General features: G+C 63.5%; 20 protein-coding genes. 4 read left to right on the top strand and 16 right to left on the bottom strand.

Annotated elements, in window-relative coordinates; genetic code table 11:
- Positions 1 to 368 precede the first annotated feature (368 nt).
- The 9 genes from tyrS to argC form a co-directional block, all read right to left on the bottom strand.
- Positions 369 to 1,658, bottom strand: coding sequence for a tyrosine--tRNA ligase (gene tyrS / locus HMPREF3092_RS08605; protein ID WP_070424596.1), 1,290 nt, complete (start codon positions 1,656 to 1,658; stop codon positions 369 to 371).
- Positions 1,659 to 1,768: 110 nt separating this feature from the next.
- The gene (argH, locus tag HMPREF3092_RS08600) at positions 1,769 to 3,178 is read right to left on the bottom strand and encodes an argininosuccinate lyase (protein WP_070424595.1); all 1,410 of its coding nucleotides are present in this window, start codon (positions 3,176 to 3,178) and stop codon (positions 1,769 to 1,771) included.
- Between the two features lie 88 nt (positions 3,179 to 3,266).
- Entirely contained in the window at positions 3,267 to 4,475 is a 1,209-nt protein-coding gene (locus HMPREF3092_RS08595) for an argininosuccinate synthase (protein WP_019174931.1), read from the bottom strand.
- A 59-nt stretch (positions 4,476 to 4,534) separates the two neighbouring features.
- Positions 4,535 to 5,056 carry an arginine repressor gene (locus HMPREF3092_RS08590; RefSeq protein ID WP_019174930.1) on the bottom strand — a complete coding sequence of 174 codons (522 nt, stop codon included), beginning with the start codon at positions 5,054 to 5,056 and terminating at the stop codon, positions 4,535 to 4,537.
- The gene (gene argF, locus HMPREF3092_RS08585; protein ID WP_070424594.1) at positions 5,053 to 5,991 is read right to left on the bottom strand and encodes an ornithine carbamoyltransferase; all 939 of its coding nucleotides are present in this window, start codon (positions 5,989 to 5,991) and stop codon (positions 5,053 to 5,055) included. Before argF ends, HMPREF3092_RS08590 begins: the two co-directional genes overlap by 4 nt.
- Positions 5,988 to 7,184: an acetylornithine transaminase gene (locus HMPREF3092_RS08580; protein ID WP_070424593.1), complete on the bottom strand. Its 1,197-nt coding sequence runs from the start codon at positions 7,182 to 7,184 to the stop codon at positions 5,988 to 5,990. Before HMPREF3092_RS08580 ends, argF begins: the two co-directional genes overlap by 4 nt.
- A complete protein-coding gene (gene argB / locus HMPREF3092_RS08575) occupies positions 7,177 to 8,112 on the bottom strand; it encodes an acetylglutamate kinase (RefSeq protein WP_070424592.1) in 936 nt (311 codons plus the stop codon). Before argB ends, HMPREF3092_RS08580 begins: the two co-directional genes overlap by 8 nt.
- Positions 8,109 to 9,260 (bottom strand): bifunctional glutamate N-acetyltransferase/amino-acid acetyltransferase ArgJ, encoded by a 1,152-nt coding sequence (gene argJ, locus HMPREF3092_RS08570; RefSeq protein WP_070424591.1) that lies wholly within the window; start codon positions 9,258 to 9,260, stop codon positions 8,109 to 8,111. Before argJ ends, argB begins: the two co-directional genes overlap by 4 nt.
- On the bottom strand, positions 9,257 to 10,354 hold the full coding sequence (gene argC, locus HMPREF3092_RS08565) for an N-acetyl-gamma-glutamyl-phosphate reductase (RefSeq protein WP_083274337.1): 1,098 nt from the start codon (positions 10,352 to 10,354) through the stop codon (positions 9,257 to 9,259). Before argC ends, argJ begins: the two co-directional genes overlap by 4 nt.
- Before the next feature lie 72 nt (positions 10,355 to 10,426).
- Here argC and HMPREF3092_RS08560 point away from each other — a divergent pair, with 72 nt between their 5' ends.
- A complete protein-coding gene (locus HMPREF3092_RS08560; RefSeq protein WP_070424589.1) occupies positions 10,427 to 11,398 on the top strand; it encodes a quinone oxidoreductase family protein in 972 nt (323 codons plus the stop codon).
- Between the two features lie 72 nt (positions 11,399 to 11,470).
- On the opposite strand, the gene HMPREF3092_RS08555 is transcribed toward HMPREF3092_RS08560, so the two are convergent.
- The 7 genes from HMPREF3092_RS08555 to infC all read right to left on the bottom strand — a co-directional run bounded on the left by HMPREF3092_RS08555 (position 11,471) and on the right by infC (position 18,279).
- On the bottom strand, positions 11,471 to 12,283 hold the full coding sequence (locus HMPREF3092_RS08555) for an SDR family NAD(P)-dependent oxidoreductase (protein ID WP_070424588.1): 813 nt from the start codon (positions 12,281 to 12,283) through the stop codon (positions 11,471 to 11,473).
- A gap of 10 nt (positions 12,284 to 12,293) precedes the next feature.
- Positions 12,294 to 14,822 carry a phenylalanine--tRNA ligase subunit beta gene (pheT, locus tag HMPREF3092_RS08550; protein WP_070424587.1) on the bottom strand — a complete coding sequence of 843 codons (2,529 nt, stop codon included), beginning with the start codon at positions 14,820 to 14,822 and terminating at the stop codon, positions 12,294 to 12,296.
- Entirely contained in the window at positions 14,822 to 15,862 is a 1,041-nt protein-coding gene (gene pheS / locus HMPREF3092_RS08545; RefSeq protein ID WP_070424586.1) for a phenylalanine--tRNA ligase subunit alpha, read from the bottom strand. The genes pheT and pheS overlap by 1 nt, the downstream gene beginning before the upstream one ends.
- A gap of 50 nt (positions 15,863 to 15,912) precedes the next feature.
- Positions 15,913 to 16,824: a TrmH family RNA methyltransferase gene (locus tag HMPREF3092_RS08540; protein ID WP_019174920.1), complete on the bottom strand. Its 912-nt coding sequence runs from the start codon at positions 16,822 to 16,824 to the stop codon at positions 15,913 to 15,915.
- Positions 16,825 to 16,919: 95 nt separating this feature from the next.
- Entirely contained in the window at positions 16,920 to 17,309 is a 390-nt protein-coding gene (gene rplT, locus HMPREF3092_RS08535) for a 50S ribosomal protein L20 (protein WP_070424585.1), read from the bottom strand.
- Between the two features lie 51 nt (positions 17,310 to 17,360).
- Positions 17,361 to 17,561 (bottom strand): 50S ribosomal protein L35, encoded by a 201-nt coding sequence (rpmI, locus tag HMPREF3092_RS08530; RefSeq protein WP_019174918.1) that lies wholly within the window; start codon positions 17,559 to 17,561, stop codon positions 17,361 to 17,363.
- Positions 17,562 to 17,643: 82 nt separating this feature from the next.
- Positions 17,644 to 18,279, bottom strand: coding sequence for a translation initiation factor IF-3 (infC, locus tag HMPREF3092_RS08525; protein ID WP_019174917.1), 636 nt, complete (start codon positions 18,277 to 18,279; stop codon positions 17,644 to 17,646).
- 275 nt (positions 18,280 to 18,554) lie between these two features.
- On the opposite strand from infC, the gene HMPREF3092_RS08520 reads away from it, so the two are divergent.
- From HMPREF3092_RS08520 to HMPREF3092_RS08510, 3 genes are all read left to right on the top strand, one after another.
- The gene (locus HMPREF3092_RS08520; RefSeq protein WP_019174916.1) at positions 18,555 to 18,953 is read left to right on the top strand and encodes a DUF1844 domain-containing protein; all 399 of its coding nucleotides are present in this window, start codon (positions 18,555 to 18,557) and stop codon (positions 18,951 to 18,953) included.
- 123 nt (positions 18,954 to 19,076) lie between these two features.
- Positions 19,077 to 19,508 carry a Fur family transcriptional regulator gene (locus tag HMPREF3092_RS08515; protein WP_070424584.1) on the top strand — a complete coding sequence of 144 codons (432 nt, stop codon included), beginning with the start codon at positions 19,077 to 19,079 and terminating at the stop codon, positions 19,506 to 19,508.
- 21 nt (positions 19,509 to 19,529) lie between these two features.
- The gene (locus tag HMPREF3092_RS08510) at positions 19,530 to 21,029 is read left to right on the top strand and encodes a catalase (protein ID WP_070424583.1); all 1,500 of its coding nucleotides are present in this window, start codon (positions 19,530 to 19,532) and stop codon (positions 21,027 to 21,029) included.
- The last annotated feature ends 423 nt before the right edge of the window (positions 21,030 to 21,452 follow it).

Below are 21,452 nucleotides of genomic sequence, written 5' to 3'. Positions count from 1 at the left end.
CAAACACGCTATTGAGTTGACAAAGAACAGACACCAAAACCTTTCAGCCCGCTGCTGCGGACCTTCCGGAGTTGTGATGTTCAGGTCGAGGTTTCGAACCGTTAATCTCAGGTTTCCCTGCGACCGGGTCTTTACTCTACCCTGCGGATTTTCACTTTGCAACTTGCTTCTGTGTGAAGCTTGCCACTCTGGTCTTTCCGCTTGAGTGCGCTGCCTTCTTCGGACTGCCCAGTCAGTTACCTGATTTGGCTTCTGATCTGCAGTTGGGCTTGCGCCCTCCCGTTTTTGGCAACGAGGGATAACTTAATACACAAGAGGGAGCGGATGCAAATCCGCTCCCTCTTCGAGTCTGTGTGGACCGCGCTCGGTCAGTTATCGCGCACGATCACGGCACCGAGAGTGCGCTTGCCGCGGCGCAGCAGAGCAGCCGATCCCCCGTCAATCGGAAGGAGCTGCTGACCGGTGAGAGGCGCCTCGGCATCCGAGACCCGTTCGTTGTTGATGTAGGCGCCGCCTTCCTTCACGGCGCGGCGAGCATCGCCCTTCGACTTGACGATTCCCGATCCCGCAAAAGCGTCGGCAACGGAAAGTCCCGCCGTGATCGCGGAGCTGTCGACCTCGAGGTTTGGCAGCGAAGCAAGAGCGGAGCCCAGTGTTGATGGGTTGAGTTCGCTGAGGTCGCCGGTGCCGAAAAGCGCGGCCGCAGCGGCGAAGGCCTGATCGGACTCTTCCTTGCCGTGCACAAGCGTCGTGACGTCTTCAGCAAGCGTGCGCTGCACCAGGCGCTTGTGCGGTTCAGCCTGGAACTGCTCGATGATGTCTTCTATTTCGTCCAGCGGACGCAGAGAGAAGACACGGAGGTATCCCGGCGCATCGGCGTCTGCCGAGTTGAGCCAGAACTGGCTGAATGCGTACGGCGAGGTGAGTGTCGGATCCAGCCACACGGTGCCGGACTCTGTCTTGCCGAACTTGGTGCCGTCAGCCTTGGTGATCAGACGGGTCGACATTGCGTGCACCGACTTGCGCTCAACGCGGCGAATGAGGTCAACACCGCTGGTGAGATTGCCCCACTGGTCCGAACCGCCAGTCTGCAGCGTCACGCCGTAGCGGCGGTTGAGCTCCAGGTAGTCGTTGCCCTGCAGCAGCTGGTAGGCGAACTCTGTGAACGAAATTCCGTCCTCCGACTTCAGACGAGCGGCAACGGCTTCCTTGGCCAGCATGCGGTTGACGGAGAAGTGCTTGCCGACATCGCGCAGGAAGTCCAGCGCCGAAATGTCTTTGGTCCAGTCAAGGTTGTTGACCATGCGGGCCGCGTGCGGACCGTCGAAGTCGAGGAAGCGCTCAATCTGCGAGCGAATCTTCTCGACCCAGCCTTCGACGACTTCGCGGTCGTTCAGCGTGCGTTCGCCCGACATGCGCGGGTCGCCGATCAGACCGGTTGCACCGCCGACCAGCATGAGCGGGTTGTGTCCGGCCATCTGCAGACGGCGGGCGACGAGCACCTGCACCAGGTTGCCCATGTGAATACTGGGCGCGGTCGGGTCAAAGCCAACATAGAACGTCAGCGACCCGCCGTTGAGAGCTGCTCGAAGAGCATCTTCGTCGGTTGTCTGCGCGGCAATTGCGCGAGCCTGGAGGTCGCTGAGGACGTCAGTCACTTTTGGCCTTTCTGTTTCTGCTTTGTGGAAGCTTGGGCTCCACAGGGCATTCTACGTGTACAGAAACGGCCGCGTGCTGAAGGTGCACGCGGCCGCTGTGTCGAGTTTGGTCAGCTCTGGGCGAACTCGCTTAAGCGACGCAGCTCGACTCGCGCGTTTTCCAGCTGGGTCTGCACTGCACTGCGAGCGGTTCCGCCCTTCGCACTGCGCGAATCGACAGAGCCCAGGGTGCTGAGCACTTCGCGCATCTGCGGGGTGAAGTGCTCGGAGATTTCGGCGTAGTCGTCATCGCTGAGATCCCACAGCTCAACACCGCGGTCTTCGGCTTTCTTCACGGCGGCGCCGGAAAGTTCGTGTGCCACGCGGAACGGCACACCTTCGCGGACCAGCCATTCGGCAATGTCGGTTGCCAGCGCAAAACCACGCGGTGCCAGCTGCGCCATGCGCTCAGTGTTGAACTCTGCCGTTGCGACCATGCCGGCAAAGGCGGGCAGCAGGAGCGTAAGAGTGTCGACCGCATCGAAGATCGGCTCTTTGTCTTCCTGCAGGTCGCGGTTGTACGCCAGCGGCTGAGCCTTGAGTGTGACCAGCAGGCTGGTCAGGTCGCCGATGAGCCGGCCCGCCTTGCCGCGGGTCAGTTCGGCTACGTCAGGGTTCTTCTTCTGCGGCATGATCGACGAGCCGGTCGAATAGTTGTCCGACAGCTTGATGAACGAGAACTCGTTGGTGTTCCAGATGATGATCTCTTCGGACAGGCGAGAAAGGTCCACTCCGATCATGGCGGTCACCCACGCAAACTCAGCGAAGATGTCACGGCTGGCAGTGCCGTCGATCGAGTTCTCGGTCGAAGTGGGGAAACCGAGTTCTTCAGCCACGGCCTGCGGGTCAAGTCCGAGTGACGAACCTGCAAGAGCACCCGAACCGTAGGCCGACACCGCGGCCCGCTTGTCCAGGTCCATGAGCCGTTCAACATCGCGCATGAGAGGCCACGCGTGGGCCAGCAGGTGGTGAGCCAGAAGAACCGGCTGAGCGTGCTGCAGGTGGGTGCGGCCGGGCATGGGAGCATCCGGGTGGGCTGCCGCCTGGGCAATGAGCGCCTCGACGACTGCGAGCACCTGCTGGGCAATGACGCGAGAAGAATCGCGGACGTACATCCGCCCCATCGTGGCGATCTGGTCGTTGCGGCTGCGACCGGCGCGCAGCTTACCGCCGAGCTCGGTTCCAGCGATCTCGAGCAGTCCGCGTTCGAGTGCCGAGTGGACGTCCTCATCGGACTCAACGGGAGCAAACTCCCCCGACTCGACACGGCGGCCGAGTTCGGCAAGGGCCTTGAGCATCCCCTCGAGCTCCGCCTCGTCAAGCAGACCCGCGCGGTGCAGAACGCGAGCGTGAGCACGCGAACCGGCCAGGTCGTACTGGGCCAGGCGCCAGTCGAAGTGGGTCGACTTTGAGAGCTTTGCCAAGTCGTCGGCGGGGCCGGAACCGAACCGTCCGCCCCACAGGCTTACACGTTCTGTCACGTCACAATCCTTTCTGCACACCGTGCGATTTCGCCGCGGCCCGGCCAGTCCAGTCCCTTCAACCCGACCGGGCCGCGGAGAAAGCTCATCATGCCTGCTTCTGCACCCGCTGGTTGCGGTCGCTGGCCACACGAGCCGACAGACCGTAGATGTCGATGAAGCCGCGGGCAGCCGACTGGTCGAAGGTCTGGCCTTCGTCGTAAGTGGCCAGACCGAAGTCGTACAGCGAGTTCGGGGACTTGCGTCCGGTCACAACCGCGCGACCGCCGTGCAGGGTCATGCGGATGTCGCCGTTGACGTGCTTCTGCGTGTCGAGGATGAACGCATCGAGCGAGCCCTTGAGCTCCGAGAACCACTGGCCGTCGTAGACGAGTTCGGTCCAGCGCTGCTCGACCGAGCGCTTGAAGCGCAGCTGTTCGCGCTCGAGCGTGATGCGCTCGAGTTCACGGTGAGCTTCGATGAGCGTGATCGCGCCGGGAGCCTCGTAGATTTCGCGGCTCTTGATGCCGACCAGGCGGTCTTCGACAATATCGATCCGGCCGATGCCGTGCTGACCGGCGCGGTGGTTGAGCTTTTCGATCGCCTGCAGCGGGGTCACTGCCTCGCCGTCAATGGCCACCGGAATGCCGTTTTCGAAGGTGATGACGACCTCGTCGGGAGCCGGCGGGAACGCCGGGTCGTCGGTGTAGTCGTAGACGTCCTTGGTGGGACCGTTCCAGATGTCCTCGAGGAAGCCGGTCTCGACTGCGCGTCCCCACACGTTCTGGTCGATGGAGAACGGGTTCGACTTCGTCGTGATGATCGGAAGGTCGTTCTTTTCGGCGTATTCAATGGCCGCTTCGCGGGTCAGTGCGAGGTCACGCACCGGGGCGATGCAGTCGAGGTCCGGGGCCAGCGTGGTGATGGCGACCTCGAAGCGCACCTGGTCGTTGCCCTTGCCGGTGCAGCCGTGCGAAACGGTGCTGGCGCCGAACTCACGGGCGGCGGCCACGAGGTGCTTGGAGATGAGGGGACGCGAAAGGGCCGAAACGTTCGGGTAGGCGTCCATGTACATGGTGTTCGCCTGCAGACCCGGCATGCAGTACTCTTCGGCGAATTCGTCGCGGGCGTCTGCAACATAGGCTTCGACCGCACCGCAGTCGAGGGCGCGCTGGCGAATGGTTTCGAGGTCTTCTCCGCCCTGGCCTACGTCGACGGCCATTGCGACGACTTCCTTGCCGGTGGCTTCCTGGATCCATCCGATGGCGACCGAGGTGTCGAGGCCGCCGGAGTATGCGAGAACAATGCGATCAGTCATTGTGTCTCCTTTCCTTCTGGTGTCTGAGTTCTGAATGTCTGTGGTTAAACGCTGTCTGGTTAAACGCTGTCTGCGGCGAGGTCGAGCAAGAAGCGGGCGACTTCGTCTCCCCCGTCGGGTTTGCGGGCGATGACCATGACGGTGTCATCACCCGCGATAGTGCCCAGCACTGTCGGCAGGGACGAACGGTCGAGCGCGCTGGCCAGGTACTGAGCTGCACCGGCCGGGGTGCGCAGCAGGACGAGGTTGCCGGAAGCCTCCGCTGAAACGAGCAGCTCTTCGAGGAGCCGCTGGAGCTTCGCGTCGATGAGTTCGCCTCCAACGCCCTGCTCCAGAGAGCGGTCGCCGCCTTCACCCGGAACTGCGTAGACCGCACCGGCGCTCGTGCGGACTTTGACTGCCCCGAGTTCCACCAGGTCGCGCGACAGCGTGGCCTGGGTGACGAGGATGCCCGCATCGGCAAGCCTGCCGGCCAGCTCAGATTGCGAACGCACGCGGTGCCGGCGGATGATGTCCGCAATGTGCGAGTGGCGTGCGGTCTTCGTGCTGGGAACGGACGTGTTCTGCTGAGGTGCTGTCATGAGCGTCCCACCAGCCAAGCCAGAAGTGCCTTCTGTGCGTGCAGCCGGTTCTCCGCCTCGTCAAAGACGACAGAGGCGGGACCGTCGATGACCTCGGCATCCACCTCGTGCCCGCGGTAGGCGGGCAGGCAGTGCATGAAGATGGGGTTTCGACCGAGGTCCATGAGCTCCTGGGTGACCCGGTAGGGCACGAACGGCGAATCCGCTCCAGAACGACCGTCGTCTTCCTGACCCATGGAAATCCAGGTGTCGGTCACGAGGACGTCGGCGCTGCGTGCGGCTTCAGCAGGGTCTTCCGTGACAAGCACCGAGCTGCCGGTCGTTTCGCCCAGAGCGCGCGCCTCGTCCACGACGTGGGCGGCGGGCTGAGCCGAGGCGGGGGCAGCAATCGCAACGTCCATACCGGCGTTGGCGCACGCCAGCAGGTACGAGTGCGCCATGTTGTTCGCCCCGTCGCCGAAGTAGGCGAGCTTCAGTCCGGCAAGACCATTGCCTTCGCCGGTGCCGCGATGTTCGCGAATGGTCAGCAGGTCAGCCAGCAGCTGGCACGGGTGGTAATCGTCCGACAGGGAGTTGATGACCGGCACGCCCGAGTGAGCGGCCATTTCTTCCAGCCCGGCGTGGTCGAAAGTGCGCCACACAATAGCCGACACCATCCGGGAGAAGACGCGGGCCGAATCTGCAATCGACTCCTTGTGGCCCATCTGGGACTCACCGGGGTTGATGATGAGCGGATTGCCTCCGAGTGCGGCAATGCCGGCGGCGAAGGACACGCGGGTGCGGGTCGAGGTCTTGTCGAACACAACGGCGACCGTCTGCGGCCCTTCCAGCGGGCGGAAAGCATAGGGTTCGGCTTTCATCCGCTGGGCGAGGTCGAGGACTTCGCTCAACTCGCTGGGCGTGAGGTCCGTGTCTTTGAGGAAATGTCGGGTCATGCGCTCTGCCCTCCTTCCTTGAGGATATCGGGCACTGCAGAAAGAAAAGCGCGGATCTCATCGGAGCTGATGATGAGCGGCGGTGCCAGGCGAATGCGGGTGGGAGCTACTGCATTGACGAGGAAACCGGCTTTGAGTGCTGCCGCGGTGAAGGCCTTTGCCGAAACCGGTGCGATGTCAAAGGACAGCAGCAGGCCGGCACCGCGAACATCGGTGATTCCGGGAATCGCTTTAAGGCCGTCGCGCAGAAGCTGGCCGGCCTCACGCACGTGCTCGAGCACGGCGTCGGACTCGATGACGTCAAGGACAGCATTGGCCGCCGCACACGCGATGGGGTTGCCGCCGAAGGTTGTGCCGTGCTGACCGGCCGTCAGCAGCTTCGATGTCGTTTCGCCGAACGTCACGAGTGCACCGATCGGCAGTCCCCCGCCCAGGCCCTTGGCCAGGGTCATGGCATCGGGCCGCACACCCTCGCCGATTTCCGGGTGCTGGAAGGCGTACCAGCTGCCGGTCCGGCCGACACCGGTCTGCACTTCGTCGAAGATGAGCAGAGCACCGACTTCGTCTGCGATTTCGCGTGCCGCAGTCAGGTATCCGGCGGGGTGCGGACGCACACCGGCTTCACCCTGGATGGGCTCGATGATGATGGCGGAGGTGTTCTCGTCAACCCGTTCTTTCAGTGCCTGGGCGTCACCGAAGGGGACGTGCTGAACACCGGGCACCAGCGGAGCGAAGGGTTCGCGGTAGTCCTTCTTCGCGGTCAGCGACAGCGCTCCCATGGTGCGGCCGTGAAAAGCGCCTTCGACCGCGATGATCCCGGTGCGACCGGGCTTGTGGCGCCGCGCAAGCTTAATCGCGGCTTCGTTCGCTTCGCTGCCGGAGTTGCACAGAAAAACCTTCGAACCTGCCGGAGCCTGTGCCGTGCTGAGTACGCGCTGAGCCAAGCGGATCTGCTGATCTGAGGTGTAGAAGTTTGAGATCTGCCCCAGTTCGGCCGTCTGCTTGCTCACGGCTTCGACGATTGCCGGGTGGGCGTGCCCCAGGCTGTTGACGGCGATTCCGCCGAGAAAGTCGACATAGCGCTTGCCGTCGGAGTCCTCGACAACCGCGCCTTCGCCCTTGACGAGTTTCTTCTGCGGGTCGCCGTACACCGGCAGCAGGCTGCCGCGGTATTCATCAAGCCATTCAGTCATTTGTCCCTCCCTTGGCGGGTTTGACATCTGCAATGAGCGTGCCGATTCCCATGTCGGTGAAGATCTCCAGAAGAACCGAGTGTGCGGTGCGGCCATCGACAACGTGCACCTGCTTGACCCCGGCATCCACCGCATCGAGTGCGGCAGTCATCTTCGGGATCATGCCGGAGTCCAGCTTCGGCAGCAGTTCGCGCAGTTCGGCGGGCGTGATTTCGCTGATGAGGCTGTCTGTGTCGGGCCAGTCGGCGTACAGGCCGGGAACGTCCGTGAGCATGATGAACTTGTCCGCCTGCATTTCGCGGGCAATCGCCGCTGCCGCGAGGTCCGCGTTGATGTTGAGCGGATTGTCACCGCTGGCGCCCAGCTCGGATGCGATCGAACACACCACGGGCACGCGCCCGGAGTCCAGCAGATCGTGCAGCAGCTGCGTATTGACAGACGTGATGTTGCCGACCCGACCGAGACTCTGAAGCTCACCATCCACCTCGACCGAAGCGGGGGTGGCCAGCAGGAGGTCGCCGTCCTCTCCAGACAGGCCGACGGCAGCCGAACCGTGTTCGTTGATGCGGGACACGATGCTGCGGTTCACCTGGCCGGAAAGCACCATGCGGATGACGTCGATGGCCTCTTCAGAGGTCACGCGCTGGCCGGCAACGAATTCGCTTTCAATGCCCAGACGATCGAGCATCGTGCTGATCTGCGGTCCGCCGCCGTGCACGACGATCGGACGGATGCCGGCAAAGCGCAGGAACGAAATGTCGTCCGCGAAAGTCTGTTGCAGCTCCGGCGAGATCATGGCGTTGCCGCCGTATTTGATGACGATCGTCGCCCCGGAGAACGTCTTGATCCACGGCAGGGCCTCAGTGAGGATTTCAGCTTTGGCCTGCGCTTTGATGAGCCGCTGTGCGGGTGAGAGTTTGTCGGTCATGATGCTGCGGAGCTGTTCTCGGTGACGTATTCGTGGGTGAGGTCGTTGGTGAAGACCGTCGCTTCGGCCTGGCCGCTGTTGAGGTTGATCTCAATGGTGATTTTGCGGCCGAACTTCACCTTTGCGGCATCTTCGTGCGGTGCGGTCGCCCGGCACACCTGAACGCCGTTGAAGCTGACGTCAAGGTTTTCGGGGTCGAACTTCGCATCCGCTGTGCCGACCTGTGCGAGAACGCGACCCCAGTTGGGATCTTCTCCTGCAAGCGCGGTCTTCACGAGGTTGGAACGAGAAACGGCGCGGCCGACTTCAACGGCATCGTCTTCGCTCACAGCGCCCGTGACGGTGATTTCGACATCGTGGGCAGCGCCTTCGGCATCCGCCATGAGCTGGCGGGCAAGGTCGGTGCACACCTCGGTCAGCAGGGCCGTGAATTCAGCTTCGTCCGCTTCTGCGCCAGCACCGGAGGACAGCAGCGCGACGGTGTCGTTTGTCGACTGGCAGCCGTCGGAGTCCAGGCGGTCGAAGCTTTTCGCCGTTGCGCTGCGCAGTGCCCGGTCGAGCTGTTCGGGGCTGAGTTTGGCGTCGGTTGTGATGACGACGATCATCGTGGCCAGTGAGGGTGAGAGCATGCCGGCGCCCTTGGCCATGGCACCGATCGTGTAGCCGGTGCCTTCTGCGAGCGCTTCCTTGGAAACAGAGTCGGTGGTGAGGATGGCCTCTGCGGCGTCGGATCCTCCCTCGGCGGAGGCTGATTCGACCAGTCCGGGGACTCCTTCAACCAGACGCGAACGGAAGTCCTCTCCCCCGGTTCCGATGAGCCCGGTAGAGCACACGAGAACATCATCAGCGTCGCAGCCGACAGCGTCAGCGACAGCGTGGGCGGTCAGCTTCGTCGTTTCGAAGCCGAAGTCGCCGGTGAAGCAGTTGGCACAGCCGGAGTTGACGATGGCCGCGCGGACCTGACCGTCGCTCGTGCGCGGCTGCGACCACTTCACGGGGTTCGCTTTGCACTTGTTGGAGGTGTAGACGACGGCGGCGTTCATGCTGGGGCCGTCGTTGATGACGACGGCGAAGTCCTTTTTGCCGGTGGGCTTGATGCCGACGCTGGTTCCGGCGGCGCGGAAGCCCGGTACTGCTGTCACGCTCACGGTGTGACTCCTTCGTGTGGCAGGTGTGCTGTTTCTTCGAGTCCAAGTGCAATGTGTGCCGACTGCACGGCTTGGCCTGCGGTTCCGCGGACGAGGTTGTCGATTGCCGCGCAGACGGTGACGGTCTGGGTGCGGGCATCCAGCGCCCACTGCAGGTGGGCTTGGTTCGATCCCACGGTCGCCGATGTATTCGGCCACTGTCCCTGTGGCAGCACGGTGACGAAGGGCTCTGAATCATAGGCCGAGGCGAATGCCGCGCTGATCTTCTCCTGCGCCTGGGCGATGTCGATTCCGGGCGCAAGAGGTACCGAGACGGTTGCGAGAATCCCGCGGGACATCGGCACGAGGGTCGGGGTGAAGGTGATGCGGACGGTGCCGGCCAGCGGGTCTTCACCCAATGCAAGGGCCAGGTTCTGCTCGATCTCGGGAATGTGACGGTGGGTGCCGCCGACCGCGTAGGGGCTGGCACCTCCGAGGATTTCAGATGCCAGCAGGTGCGGTTTGAGAGCTTTTCCGGCACCGGATACGCCGTTGGCCAAAACGGCGGTCAGCCGCGTGTGGTCGATGAGCCCTGCGTGCACGAGCGGCTGCACGCCGAGGGTGACGGCTGTGACATTGCAGCCGGGAACGGCAATGCGCGTCGCACCCGCCAGCTGTGTGCGCTGCGTTGTGTGCTGTGCTGAGCCCAGGTTTGCCAGCATGAGCTCGGGCAGGCCGTACGTCCAGGTACCAGGGTGTTCCGAACCGTAGTAGCTCTTCCACGCTTCCGGGTCGATGAGCCGGTGATCGGCGGCGAGGTCGATGATGAGGGTCTCGGGGCTGATCTCTTCGAGTTCAGCGGCAATAGCCCCGGACTGCCCGTGCGGCAGAGCCAGGAACACAACGTCGTGGCCAGCGAGGGTCGCCGCTGAAGAATCCGCAATCGTCATGTCGGAATAGGCGCGCAGGTGCGGCTGTTCTTCCCCCAGGAGACGACCGACTGTGGAGTGCCCGCAGACCGTTGTCACCGAGAAATTCGGGTTGCCGGCCAGCAGGCGGAGGACTTCCCCGCCCGCGTATCCCGTGGCTCCCGATACCGCAACTGAATAAACCATATGCATAAGCATACATGGGCCAGATAAATTATTCATACACGGTCCTGCTGTTGCCGCATTTCAAGGAGGAACATGTACGCAGTCCAGGCAGTCCGCCAGGGCGGACCCGAAGTTCTCGAGTACACCGAAGTCGAAACACCCACCCCCGGCCCCGGCGAGGTCCTCGTCGACGTCAAAGCGGCCGGAGTGAACTTCATCGACACCTACCGGCGCAGCGGCATGTACCCCATGCCGTTCCCCCACATCGTCGGAGTTGAAGGTTCCGGCGTCGTTGCCGAACTCGGCGAGGGCGTCGAAGGAGTCGACGTCGGTCAGCGCGTGGCCTGGACGGACGTCCACGGCTCCTACGCCCAGAAGATCGTCATCAAAGCCGAAGAGCTTCTGCCCCTGCCCGACGGTGTGGACTTCGAAACCGCTGCCGCTGTGCCCCTGCAGGGGATGACCGCGCAGTACCTGGTGACGGACTCCCACGAAATCAAGCCAGGCCAGACAGCTCTCGTCCACGCTGCCGCCGGTGGTGTGGGTCTGCTGCTGACCCAGTTCATCAAGCACTTGGGCGGCAAGGTCATCGGCACGGTGTCCACGGAGGAAAAGGCCGAACTCGCCCGTGAGGCCGGCGCGGATCACGTCTTCCTCTACGGCGACGGTGTCGACATCCGCGAAGAGGTCATGGCCTTCACCGACGGCAAGGGCGTTGACGTCGCCTACGACGGCGTCGGCAAAGACACCTTCGATGACTCGCTGGCGTCCATTCGCCCGCGCGGCTCAATGGTGCTCTTCGGCGCGGCTTCCGGCGCTGTTCCGCCGTTCGACATCCAGCGGCTGAACTCCAGCGGCGGAATCTTCCTGTCCCGCCCCTCCACACAGTGGTTCATCGACTCCCCCGAAGAACTCCAGAAGCGCGCAAAGCAGCTCTTTGCCGGACTCGATGAAGGATGGCTGAAGTTCCGCATCGGCCAGACCTTCCCGCTCGAGCAGGCACGCCAGGCCCACGAAGCTCTCGAGGGCCGCGCCACCACCGGCAAGGTCGTGCTGACGGTCTGATTCCAGCCGAAAATCACGAGGCGGAGCTCACCAGTTCTGGTGAGCTCCGCCTCGTACTTTGTGAGGGGTGGGTCAGTCCATGCGGACGGCCAGCCGACGGAAATCCTCAGCGAGACCAGCGGCAGCGGTCTTCGCGAGTGACTCAGGTGTGTCGAGACCAGCGCGCACGAAACGGCCGGAGTAGGCGTCGAGATCGCCAGAGGCGAGCGCGAGCGCCAGAGCCACAACGTCTTCCGGATCAGTCCAGTCGGAGCTGCCCCGCCAGTCGTGCATCGCCATGGAGCCGGTCATGTCGGATTCGATGACGCCAGGGGCCATTTCGAAGATCCGCAGACCCTTGTCATAGCCGTAGACGTGCACGGAATCAGCCAGCCGGAACAGGGCCGCTTTCGATGCCGAGTAGGCCGCATAGGCGGGTGTGCCCTGGGCACCGGAACCCGAATTGAGATCGATGATCCGGCACGGCTCACCTGAGGCTTCTGCTGTTTCCAGCAGACGCTTGGCAAAGGCTTGGACCATGAGGAACGGCCCGCGGATGTTCGTATCGAGCGTGCGCATGAGCTGCTCTGCGGGAACATCCCACACGGGGCCTTCCGGGCTTTCGACCACGCCGGCGTTGTTGATGACCGTCGTGACTGGCTCTCCCAGCTGCTGTTCGATATCCGCGGTGCGCTGTGCAAGAGCCTCAACCGATTCGGGTTCTGCTGCTTGGAGTTCCGCACCGATGACGCGGGTGCCGCGAGCCTGTGCAATCTGCTGGGCTGCGGCAGCCGCGCGGGCTTCGTCGGTTGCCGTGAGGATGACGTTCCATCCGGCGGCTGCGAAGCCATCAGCCAAGTGTCGGCCGATGCCCCGCGAACCACCGGTGATGAGGACGGTGCTCATGATTACCCGCTCACGCCCCGTCGCCAGTGCGGGCCACAGCGCCGTACGCCTTTTCGACGGCGGCGGTTGCGGCTTCGCGCAAGGCTGAGGCTTCATCGCTTGTCATGGTGCGGTCGGCAGCGCGGAAGGTCATGCGGAACGCAAGCGACTTCTTGCCTTCGCCCACCTGTTCGCCGCGGTACTCGTCGAACAGTTCGAGCTCTTCGAGGTCGCTGCCGATGGCTTCGCGCATGGTGCTCACAAGGTCGCCGATAGCAATGCTGTCATCCACGATGAGCGCCACGTCCTGCCTGGACACCGGGTAGGTCGACAGAGCGCCCGCCCAGCGGCGCTCCGCCGGAGCGTCAAGCACTGGGTCGAGGACGACTTCGAATGCGACCGTGCGGGCCGGCAGGCCGAGCGTTTCGACGACCTTGGGGTGCAGTTCGCCGGCGTGGCCGAACAGCGTGCCGTCTGCTAGGCGGAACTCGGCGCAGCGGCCCGGGTGGAACGGTGCGCGGTCAGAGGCCGCGGGTGTGACGCTCTGGCCCAGCGCCACGGCGATCCGCTTGACGATTTCAATGGCGTCCATGGCTTCGGCCTTGCGGCCCTTGCCCCACACGCCTTCGAGCTCCCAGTTGCCGGATACGATGCCCGCCGCGTGCAGAGGCTGGTGCGGAACGGCATCGAAGATCGCTGCGCGTTCTTCTTCCGTGGGGTGGTAGCCAGGTGCGAAGGTTTCACTGGCCGGCAGCTGTGCGGTTTCAGGCTGGGTGACCAGGCCGATTTCGAACAGTGCCGTGTCCTTGAAGCCGCGTCCCTGGTTGCGCAGCTGCGCGTCGACGAGTGTCGGCAGCAGCTCGGTGCGCAGCAGCGGCTGGTCGTCGCTGAGCGGGTTGGCCAGGCGCAGGTTGTTCCGTCGCGGATCGTCTTCCGGGATCCGGAAGGCGTCGTGGCGAGCCTCCGATGTGAAGGGGTAGGTCAGCACTTCCGTCAGACCGAGGTCGGCCAGCAGGTTCGACACTGTGCGTCGGGATGCCTGACGACGAGTGAGCCCTTCTCCGCCGGGCGCCTGCGGGACGATCGACGGGATCTGGTCGTAGCCGTTGACGCGCGCGATTTCCTCGATGAGGTCTTCCGCGTCGGTCAGGTCCGGACGCCACGACGGCACTGTGACCGTGTAGTCGGCACCGCTGTCTTCGACTTCGCAGCCGACGGCGCGCAGGGCACCGGTCATCTGGTCGTCGGTGTAGTCGATGCCCACGACTTCCGCCGGGCGGGTCTTCGGCAGGCTCACCTCACGAGGTGCCGGAAGGCTGCCCGCGATTGTTGCGGTTGCGTCTGCCTCGCCGCCGGCCAGCTGGGTGAGCAGCTGGGCGGTGCGGGCAACTGCAGCAGGGCCCAGAGCCGGGTCGACACCGCGTTCGAAGCGCTTTGCGGCTTCACTCGGCAGGCGGTGCCTGCGGGCTGTGCGGGCAATCGACACGGGGTCCCAGTGGGCGCCTTCGATGAGCACGTCGACGGTGGTGTCGCTGACTTCAGAGTCAGCTCCGCCCATGACGCCGGCCAGACCGAGCAGCTGCTCAGTGCCGTCTGCACTCACACCGGTGACGAGCACGTCTTCGGGGTGAATGCTCCGTTCAGCGTCGTCGAGAGTGGTGAGCTTGTCTCCCTTTCGGCCGCGTCGCACAACGATCTTGTCACCCACGTGAGCGAGGTCGTAGGCGTGCAGCGGCTGCCCGAGTTCGAGCATGACGTAGTTGGTGATGTCCACGACGAGCGAAATGGGGCGCATGCCGGCTTCCAGCAGTCGCTTGGCCATCCAGAACGGCGTCTGTGCGGTCGGGTCGATACCGCGAACGCGCAGCGCGGTGAAGCGGGTGCAGCCGTCGTTGCCGTGAATGGGAGCGTCGTCGGTCAGTTCGACCGGGTGCCCTTCACCGGCAACCACAGGGGCGACTGCGTCGGCGGGGTCTGCGTAGTTCTGCTCTTTCAGGAGAGCGTATTCACGGCCGATGCCGCGCATCGACATCTGGTATCCGCGGTCGGGCGTGATGTTGACGTCGAGGACTTCGTGGTTCAGGCCCAGCAGTTCCGTGGCGTCCTGGCCGGGGGTGAGATCGGCAAAGCCCCAGTCGGTGAGCACGATGATGCCATCGTGGTCTTCGCCCAGTCCCAGTTCCCGGGCCGAGCAGATCATGCCGTCGGAGATGTGGCCGTAGGTTTTGCGTGCCGCAATAGCGAAGTCACCGGGCAGAACAGCACCGGGAAGCGCTGCGACGACGTAGTCGCCAACACCGAAGTTGTGCGCTCCGCACACAATGCCCTGCGGTTCATCGGCGCCGACGTCAACGGTGCACCAGTTGATGGTCTTGCCGTTGGAGTGCTTTTCCGGTTCGCAGGTGAGAACTCGGCCGACTACGAGCGGACCTGCGACGGCCGGGCCGATGTAGTCTTCTTCTTCCAGGCCGATGCCGGCGAGTTCGGCAGCGAGTTCGTGAGCGTCGAGGTTCTGCGGCAGGTCGACGTACTCGGCCAGCCATTCCAAGGGTACGAGCATCAGTTCATCACTCCGAAAGCCTTCGAGAAGCGGATATCGCCTTCCACCATGTCGTGCATGTCGTTGATTCCCTCGCCCAGCATGAGCGTGCGTTCGATGCCCATGCCGAAGGCGAAGCCCTGGTAGACGTCCGGGTCGATGCCGGATGCGCGCAGGACGTTGGGGTGGACCATGCCGCAGCCGCCCCATTCGATCCAACCGGGGCCGCCCTTCTTCTGTGGGAACCAGAAGTCGATTTCGGCACTCGGCTCAGTGAACGGGAAGAAGCTGGGACGCAGGCGCGTGTACGCTTCCGGACCGAACATGGCCCGGGCGAAAGCATCGAGCGTGCCCTTGAGGTGAGCCATCGTGAGGCCCTTGTCGATTGCGATGCCCTCGACCTGGTGAAACACCGGAGTGTGGGTCGCATCGAGTTCGTCAGTGCGGAAGGTCTTGCCAGGGCAGACCACGTAGAGCGGCACACCGCGGCTCAGCAGCGAACGCGACTGGACCGGCGAGGTGTGGGTGCGCATGACCAGGTGGGCCGATGCGGGTTCAACGAAGAACGTGTCCTGCATCTGCCGTGCCGGGTGGTCGGGACCGAAGTTGAGCGAATCGAAGTTGAGCCATTCGTGTTCAATTTCGGGGCCCTCTGCAACTTCCCAGCCGTGGCCGACGAAGTGATCGGCGATCTTCTCCTGCAGCAGCTGCAGGGGGTGGCGGGCACCGGCCGGACGGCGGGTGGAAGGGCCGGTGACGTCAATGGCCTCGGCTACCAGCACGCGTGCGTCACGCTCGGCTTCAAGTTCTTCCTGGCGGGCCTTAAAAGCCTGGGCAATCCGTCCGCGCGATGAGCCGACGAGCTTTCCGGCTTGGGCCTTCTGGGACTTGTCGAGTTTTCCGATTTCGCGGTTGGCGAGGGCCAGCGGGGCTTTATCACCCATGTGCGCAATGCGAACTGTCTTGAGTTCGTCGAGGTCGCCGGCGGCGGCAAAGGCCGCGAGAGCGTCCTCCATTGCAGCGGTGACGGCAGCCTCATCAAGCGGGTCGATGACGGACATCTGCCTTCTTTCTCAGATGGTTGGACAACGTTCTGCAGTCTAGCGAACCGTCAGATCATCCGGACGTGCTTGGCGGATTCGTAGACGGCAATCGCGGCAGCGGTGGCCAGATTGAGGCTTTCAGCTTTTCCGTAGATGGGGATGGCCACGGCCGCGTCAGCCTGTGCGCGGTCGGCTTCGGGCAGTCCCCACGCTTCGTTGCCGAAAACCCATGCAGTCGGGCGGGCCAGGTCAAGGCCGGTGTCCCACGGAACGTGGAGGTCGTGGGCCGGCGGGTGACCGTCTGCCGCGAGGATCTGCAGTCCGCGGGCACGAGCGAGTTCGGTGACTTCCGGCAGTCCTACGCCGGTGACGACGGGCACGTGGAAGATCGATCCGGCTGTTGAACGGACGGCCTTCGGGTTGTACACATCCACACTCGAGGAGGTGATGATCACCCCATCGGCACCGGCGGCATCCGCTGCGCGCAGGACGGTTCCCGCGTTGCCCGGATCGCGCACCTGGCTGAGCACGACGATGAGCTTAGCCTCTTTCGTCACGACCGACGTGAGGTCGACGTCGAGCTGTTCGACGACGGCGATCATGCCCTGGCTGTTGACGGTGTCGGTGACCGAGGCAAGGGCTTCAGGAGCGGTCTGCTTGATCTTGATGCCGGCATCCCGAGCGGCCTCGAGAATGTCGGGATTGCGCTCGGCCGCTTCTACGGTCGACCATACGTCGAGCACCGCACCGGTCCCCCGAGGAGCCACTTCCCCGGGTTCCACGTGCAGGGTCACTGCCTTGGGGCGGTTCTCGGCCTGGTGGCGCAGAGCTTCGCGGATGCCCTGCGGGCCTTCCACGAGGAACCTGCCGGACTTATTGCGGCCCTGTTTGCGGTCGAGCTTCGCGGCTTCGCGCAGTCGGCGGGATTTCGGGGACGTCACTTCCGGGCCATACAGGCCGGGGTGGATGTCGCGTTCCATAACTTCACTCAGTTCTTGTTTTGGGGGTGCGCAGCCGGAGCTGTCGGAAAACGAAAACGCGGGGGCCAACAGCCCCCGCGTTTTCACAGCTGCACTCAGGCAGCCGGCGTCTTCGGCGCGTTCACGTCAGCCGGAAGTGCGTTCTTGGCGACTTCCACGAGCTTGGTGAACACAACTGCGTCGTTGACGGCCAGTTCGGCCAGCATACGACGGTCAACCTCAACACCAGCAGCCTTGAGGCCCTGGATGAAGCGGTTGTAGGTCATGCCGTTGGCGCGGGCACCAGCGTTGATGCGCTGGATCCAGAGGCGACGGAAGTCGCCCTTGCGCTTGCGGCGGTCGCGGTAGTTGTATACCAGCGAGTGGATGACCTGTTCTTTGGCCTTGCGGTACAGGCGCGAACGCTGTCCGCGGTAGCCGCTCGCCCGGTCGAGGATGACCCGGCGCTTCTTGTGGGCGTTGACAGCCCTCTTGACACGTGCCACGTGTACTCCTTCAGATGAATGTCACAGCGGTAAGGCTGTGGTGCGCTTTGGTCAGGCCTTGCCCAGCAGCTTGCGGGCCTTAGCGGCGTCGCCGCCGGTCATGACTTTGTCGGTTCCGCTGATGCGGCGCTTGCGGCGCGAGCTCTTGACTTCGGCGAGGTGGCGGTTGCCGACACCTTCGCGCATGAGCTTGCCGCTGCCGGTGACGCGGATGCGCTTCTTAGTACCGCTGTGGGTCTTCTGCTTCGGCATTGTGCCGTTCTCCTTCAGTCGGCCCTCGGGAACCTGTCCCGAGGGTGGTGGCTCAGGGGCGCTGAGCGCTCCTGAGCCGATGTCAGTTCTGCTTGCGCTGCTCGGCCTTAGCCTGAGCTGCGCGGTCGCGACGCGACTTCACTTCGGTGTACGTGCCCTTAGCACCCGCGGTCTCCCGGCGCGATTCCGCGCGGGCGTCTGACTTCGAACGCGTCGGTGCGAGCACCATGACCATGTTTCGTCCGTCAAGCCGGGGCGAGGATTCAACGGTGCCGTATTCGACAACCTCCTCGGCCAGCTTCTCGAGCAGTCGCATACCCAGTTCGGGTCGAGACTGTTCGCGTCCGCGGAACATGATCATGACCTTGACCTTGTCGCCGCCGTTGAGGAAGCGAACGACGTGGCCCTTCTTGGTTTCGTAGTCGTGGTCGTCGATCTTGAGTCGGAACCGGATTTCCTTCAGGGCAGTGTTGGCCTGATTCTTCCGTGCTTCGCGTGCCTTCTGGGCAGTTTCGTACTTGAACTTGCCGTAGTCCATGAGTTTGACCACCGGAGGCTTCGCCTTGGGTGCAACCTCGACGAGGTCAAGATCGGCTTCGCGCGCCAGGTCGAGTGCCTTGCGAATGGCGACGATCCCAACCTGTTCTCCGTTGGGTCCGACCAGACGGACCTCAGGTACTCGAATCCGATCGTTGATGCGCGGCTCGCTGATGTGCATGCTCCTTAACTCAGATGGTGATCACGGTGCTCGCGGGGAACAGAAAAAGCTCCCCTTGAACACGCAAAGGGAGCTTGAAACGCTGCCGGTGAAACAATGTTCACCTCAGTGCCCAACAGCTGAACACCAGGCTTTGCGGCCCGCTGCCTACAGCTGTTATCGCTGACCCGATTGCCTGTGGCAATCCAGGTGGGAGTCAATCTCCACTTTGCACGCCCTCCAGCTTACACGATGCACAGGGATTTTTCACACTCGAGTGTGGGAAGCTTGGAGGCATGACTGAAAACCGCCACTCTTTTTCCGATGACCACACTGCTGAAGACCACGCGCGCGCAGAGCAGCAGGCACTGCGCGACATCGCGGAAGTTCCGGCAGTCGAGGTCATTTCATCCGCGGCCATTCACCTCATGAGCGCCGCCGCCGTGAAGTGCGGTCTGGCCGAAGACACTGAAGAGTCCCTGGGCAAAGACCTGCAGGACCTCGATGAGGCGCGCAAACTCATCAACGCACTGGCAGGCCTGGTCACCTCGTCCGCAGTAGACCTGGGAGACCAGCACGCCCGCCCCCTGCGCGACGGCCTGCGCAGCCTGCAGCTGGCCTTCCGCGAAGCCTCCCCCTTCCCCGACGCACCCGGATCGGGACCCGGCGAAAAGTACACCGGCCCCGTCTCCTGACCCCTCCCTCCCCCGGCGAGGTGCGGCGGGAGACCGCCGGCACCTCGGGAGCTTCCAAACAGCACTCCGGCAACTTAGGTTTACCTTTCTTGAATGATTCCAGAAAAGACCTACGGTTGAAGCATGACCACGAGTGCTGCTGACACGATCAAGGCCGCCGGACTGCGCGTCACCGCGCCCCGCCTGGCGGTCTACGACGTGTTGGAGCACGATCACACCCACCTCGACGCCGACCAGGTTTTCCGCGCAGTGCGCGAAAAGCTCGGCACGGTGTCAATGCAGACGGTGTACGACGTGCTCGGCGCGTTCGCGCGCACACAGCTTGTCAGGGTCATCGATCCGGCTGGCTTCGCGTCAGCCAGATACGAAATCAACCGCAACGACAATCATCATCACATTGTGTGCCGAACCTGCGGTGACATCCGCGATGTCGCCTGCGGACCCGGCAGCGCTCCGTGCCTGGACCCGGCTGAAGACTTCGGCTTCACAATCGACGAAGCAGAAGTCGTCTACTGGGGGCAGTGCCCCCAGTGCGGGCTCAGGACCACTCTGTAACTCCAAAACCCAGGAGGACTCATGGCCACCAATCGCACAACCGACAACTTCGGCATCCCGGTCGGCAGCGACGTTCACTCGCTGACCCTCGGCGCCGACGGCCCTACGCTTCTGCAGGATTACTACCTGGTTGAGAAGCTCGCACAGTTCGACCGCGAACGCGTCCCCGAGCGCGTCGTCCACGCTAAGGGCGGCGGCGCATTCGGCACGTTCACCGTCACCGGCGACGTTTCCAAGTACACCAAGGCCAAGGTCTTCCAGCCCGGCGCCGCAACCGAAATGCTCGCCCGCTTCTCGACCGTTGCCGGCGAACAGGGCTCGCCCGACACCTGGCGCGACCCCCGCGGCTTCGCACTGAAGTTCTACACCGAAGAGGGCAACCTCGACATCGTGGGCAACAACACCCCGATCTTCTTCATCCGCGACGCCATCCAGTTCCCCGACTTCATCCACTCGCAGAAGCGCAACTCGCAGTCCGGTCTGCGCGACCACAACATGCAGTGGGACTTCTGGGTCAACGAACCCGCATCGGCCCACCAGGTCACCTACCTCATGGGTGACCGCGGCATCCCGCGCTCGTGGCGCGAAATGAACGGCTACGCATCCCACACCTTCCAGTGGATCAACGAAGCCGGCGAACGCTTCTGGGTCAAGTACCACTTCCACTCGGACCAGAAGCAGGAATTCATCGACAAGTACGGTCACGAAGGCTTCTCGGCTGACGACGCTGACGAAATGGCCGGCATCGACGCTGACTTCCACCGCCGAGACCTGTTCGAAGCCATCAAGGAAGGCAACTTCCCGTCCTGGACCCTGTCCGTTCAGGTCATCCCCTACGAAGAGGGCTTCACCTACGGCACCAACATCTTCGACGTCACCAAGACGGTGTCCCACAAGGACTACCCGCTGATCGAGGTCGGCAAGATGGAGCTCAACCGCAACCCCGAAGACTTCTTCGCACAGATCGAGCAGGCTGCATTCAACCCGGCTTCGCTCGTTCCGGGAACCGGCCTGTCGCCTGACAAGATGCTCATGGGCCGCCTGTTCTCCTACCCGGACACCCACCGCCACCGCATCGGGCCGAACTACGCCCAGCTGCCGGTGAACCGTCCGAAGTCGCCCAAGCACAACTACAGCCGCGACGGCCAGATGCGCTACGAGCTGTACCCGGCCGACCAGCCCGAGTACGCACCGAACTCGTACGACGGCCCGCGCGCTGACGAATCGGTTGCAACCGACGTCAACCTCGTTGACGTTCCGCAGTCCGACATTGTTCGCGCCGCTCAGACGCTGCGTGAAAACGACGGCGACTTCAACCAGGCTGGCAACCTCGTGCGCAACGTTCTCGACGACGCTGCTCGCGACCGCCTGGTTCACAACATCTCCGGTCACGTCATGGGCGTGTGGGACAAGGAACTGCTGCCCAAGGTCTTCCAGTACTGGAAGAACGTCGACGCAGAACTCGGTGCCCGCATCGAAACCGTTGTCACCGAAGCTAAGAAGAAGCAGGAACAGGCCTGATCTTCTTCAGCTGCGTGAGCTGAGCGCGGCGTGAGCTGAACAGGCTCGGCGTCGCGTGAGCTGCTCTAGCTGAACACGAACGCCCCCGGCAGGATTCCTGCCGGGGCGTTCGTGTTTTTGCTTTGGGCTTCTGTGTTGCTTGGCGGAATGAGCGCCTCGGGTGGGAACTCGGCAGCGCGAAAACACCGTTTAGCCGGAATCCGCGCCTTAGCCGCACGCAAACACCGCTTAGCCGGAATCCGCGCCTTAGCAACCACTGCTAACGGGAGTTTTTCTTGCTAAAGCGTGGGCGGGGCATCACATGACGAGGTGGAGGCTCGGTCACGATGCGGGCGGCACCTCGTGCGTTCTCGGCGGGCGGAATGAGCGCCTCGGGAGGGAACTCGGTGGCGCGAAAACACCGCTTAGCCGGAATCTGCGCCT

This window comes from Brevibacterium sp. HMSC24B04, assembly GCF_001806835.1.
GTDB classification, from domain to species: domain Bacteria; phylum Actinomycetota; class Actinomycetes; order Actinomycetales; family Brevibacteriaceae; genus Brevibacterium; species Brevibacterium ravenspurgense.
Note: the sequence above shows the minus strand (reverse complement) of the source record. Positions and strands in the feature narration are given on the sequence as shown.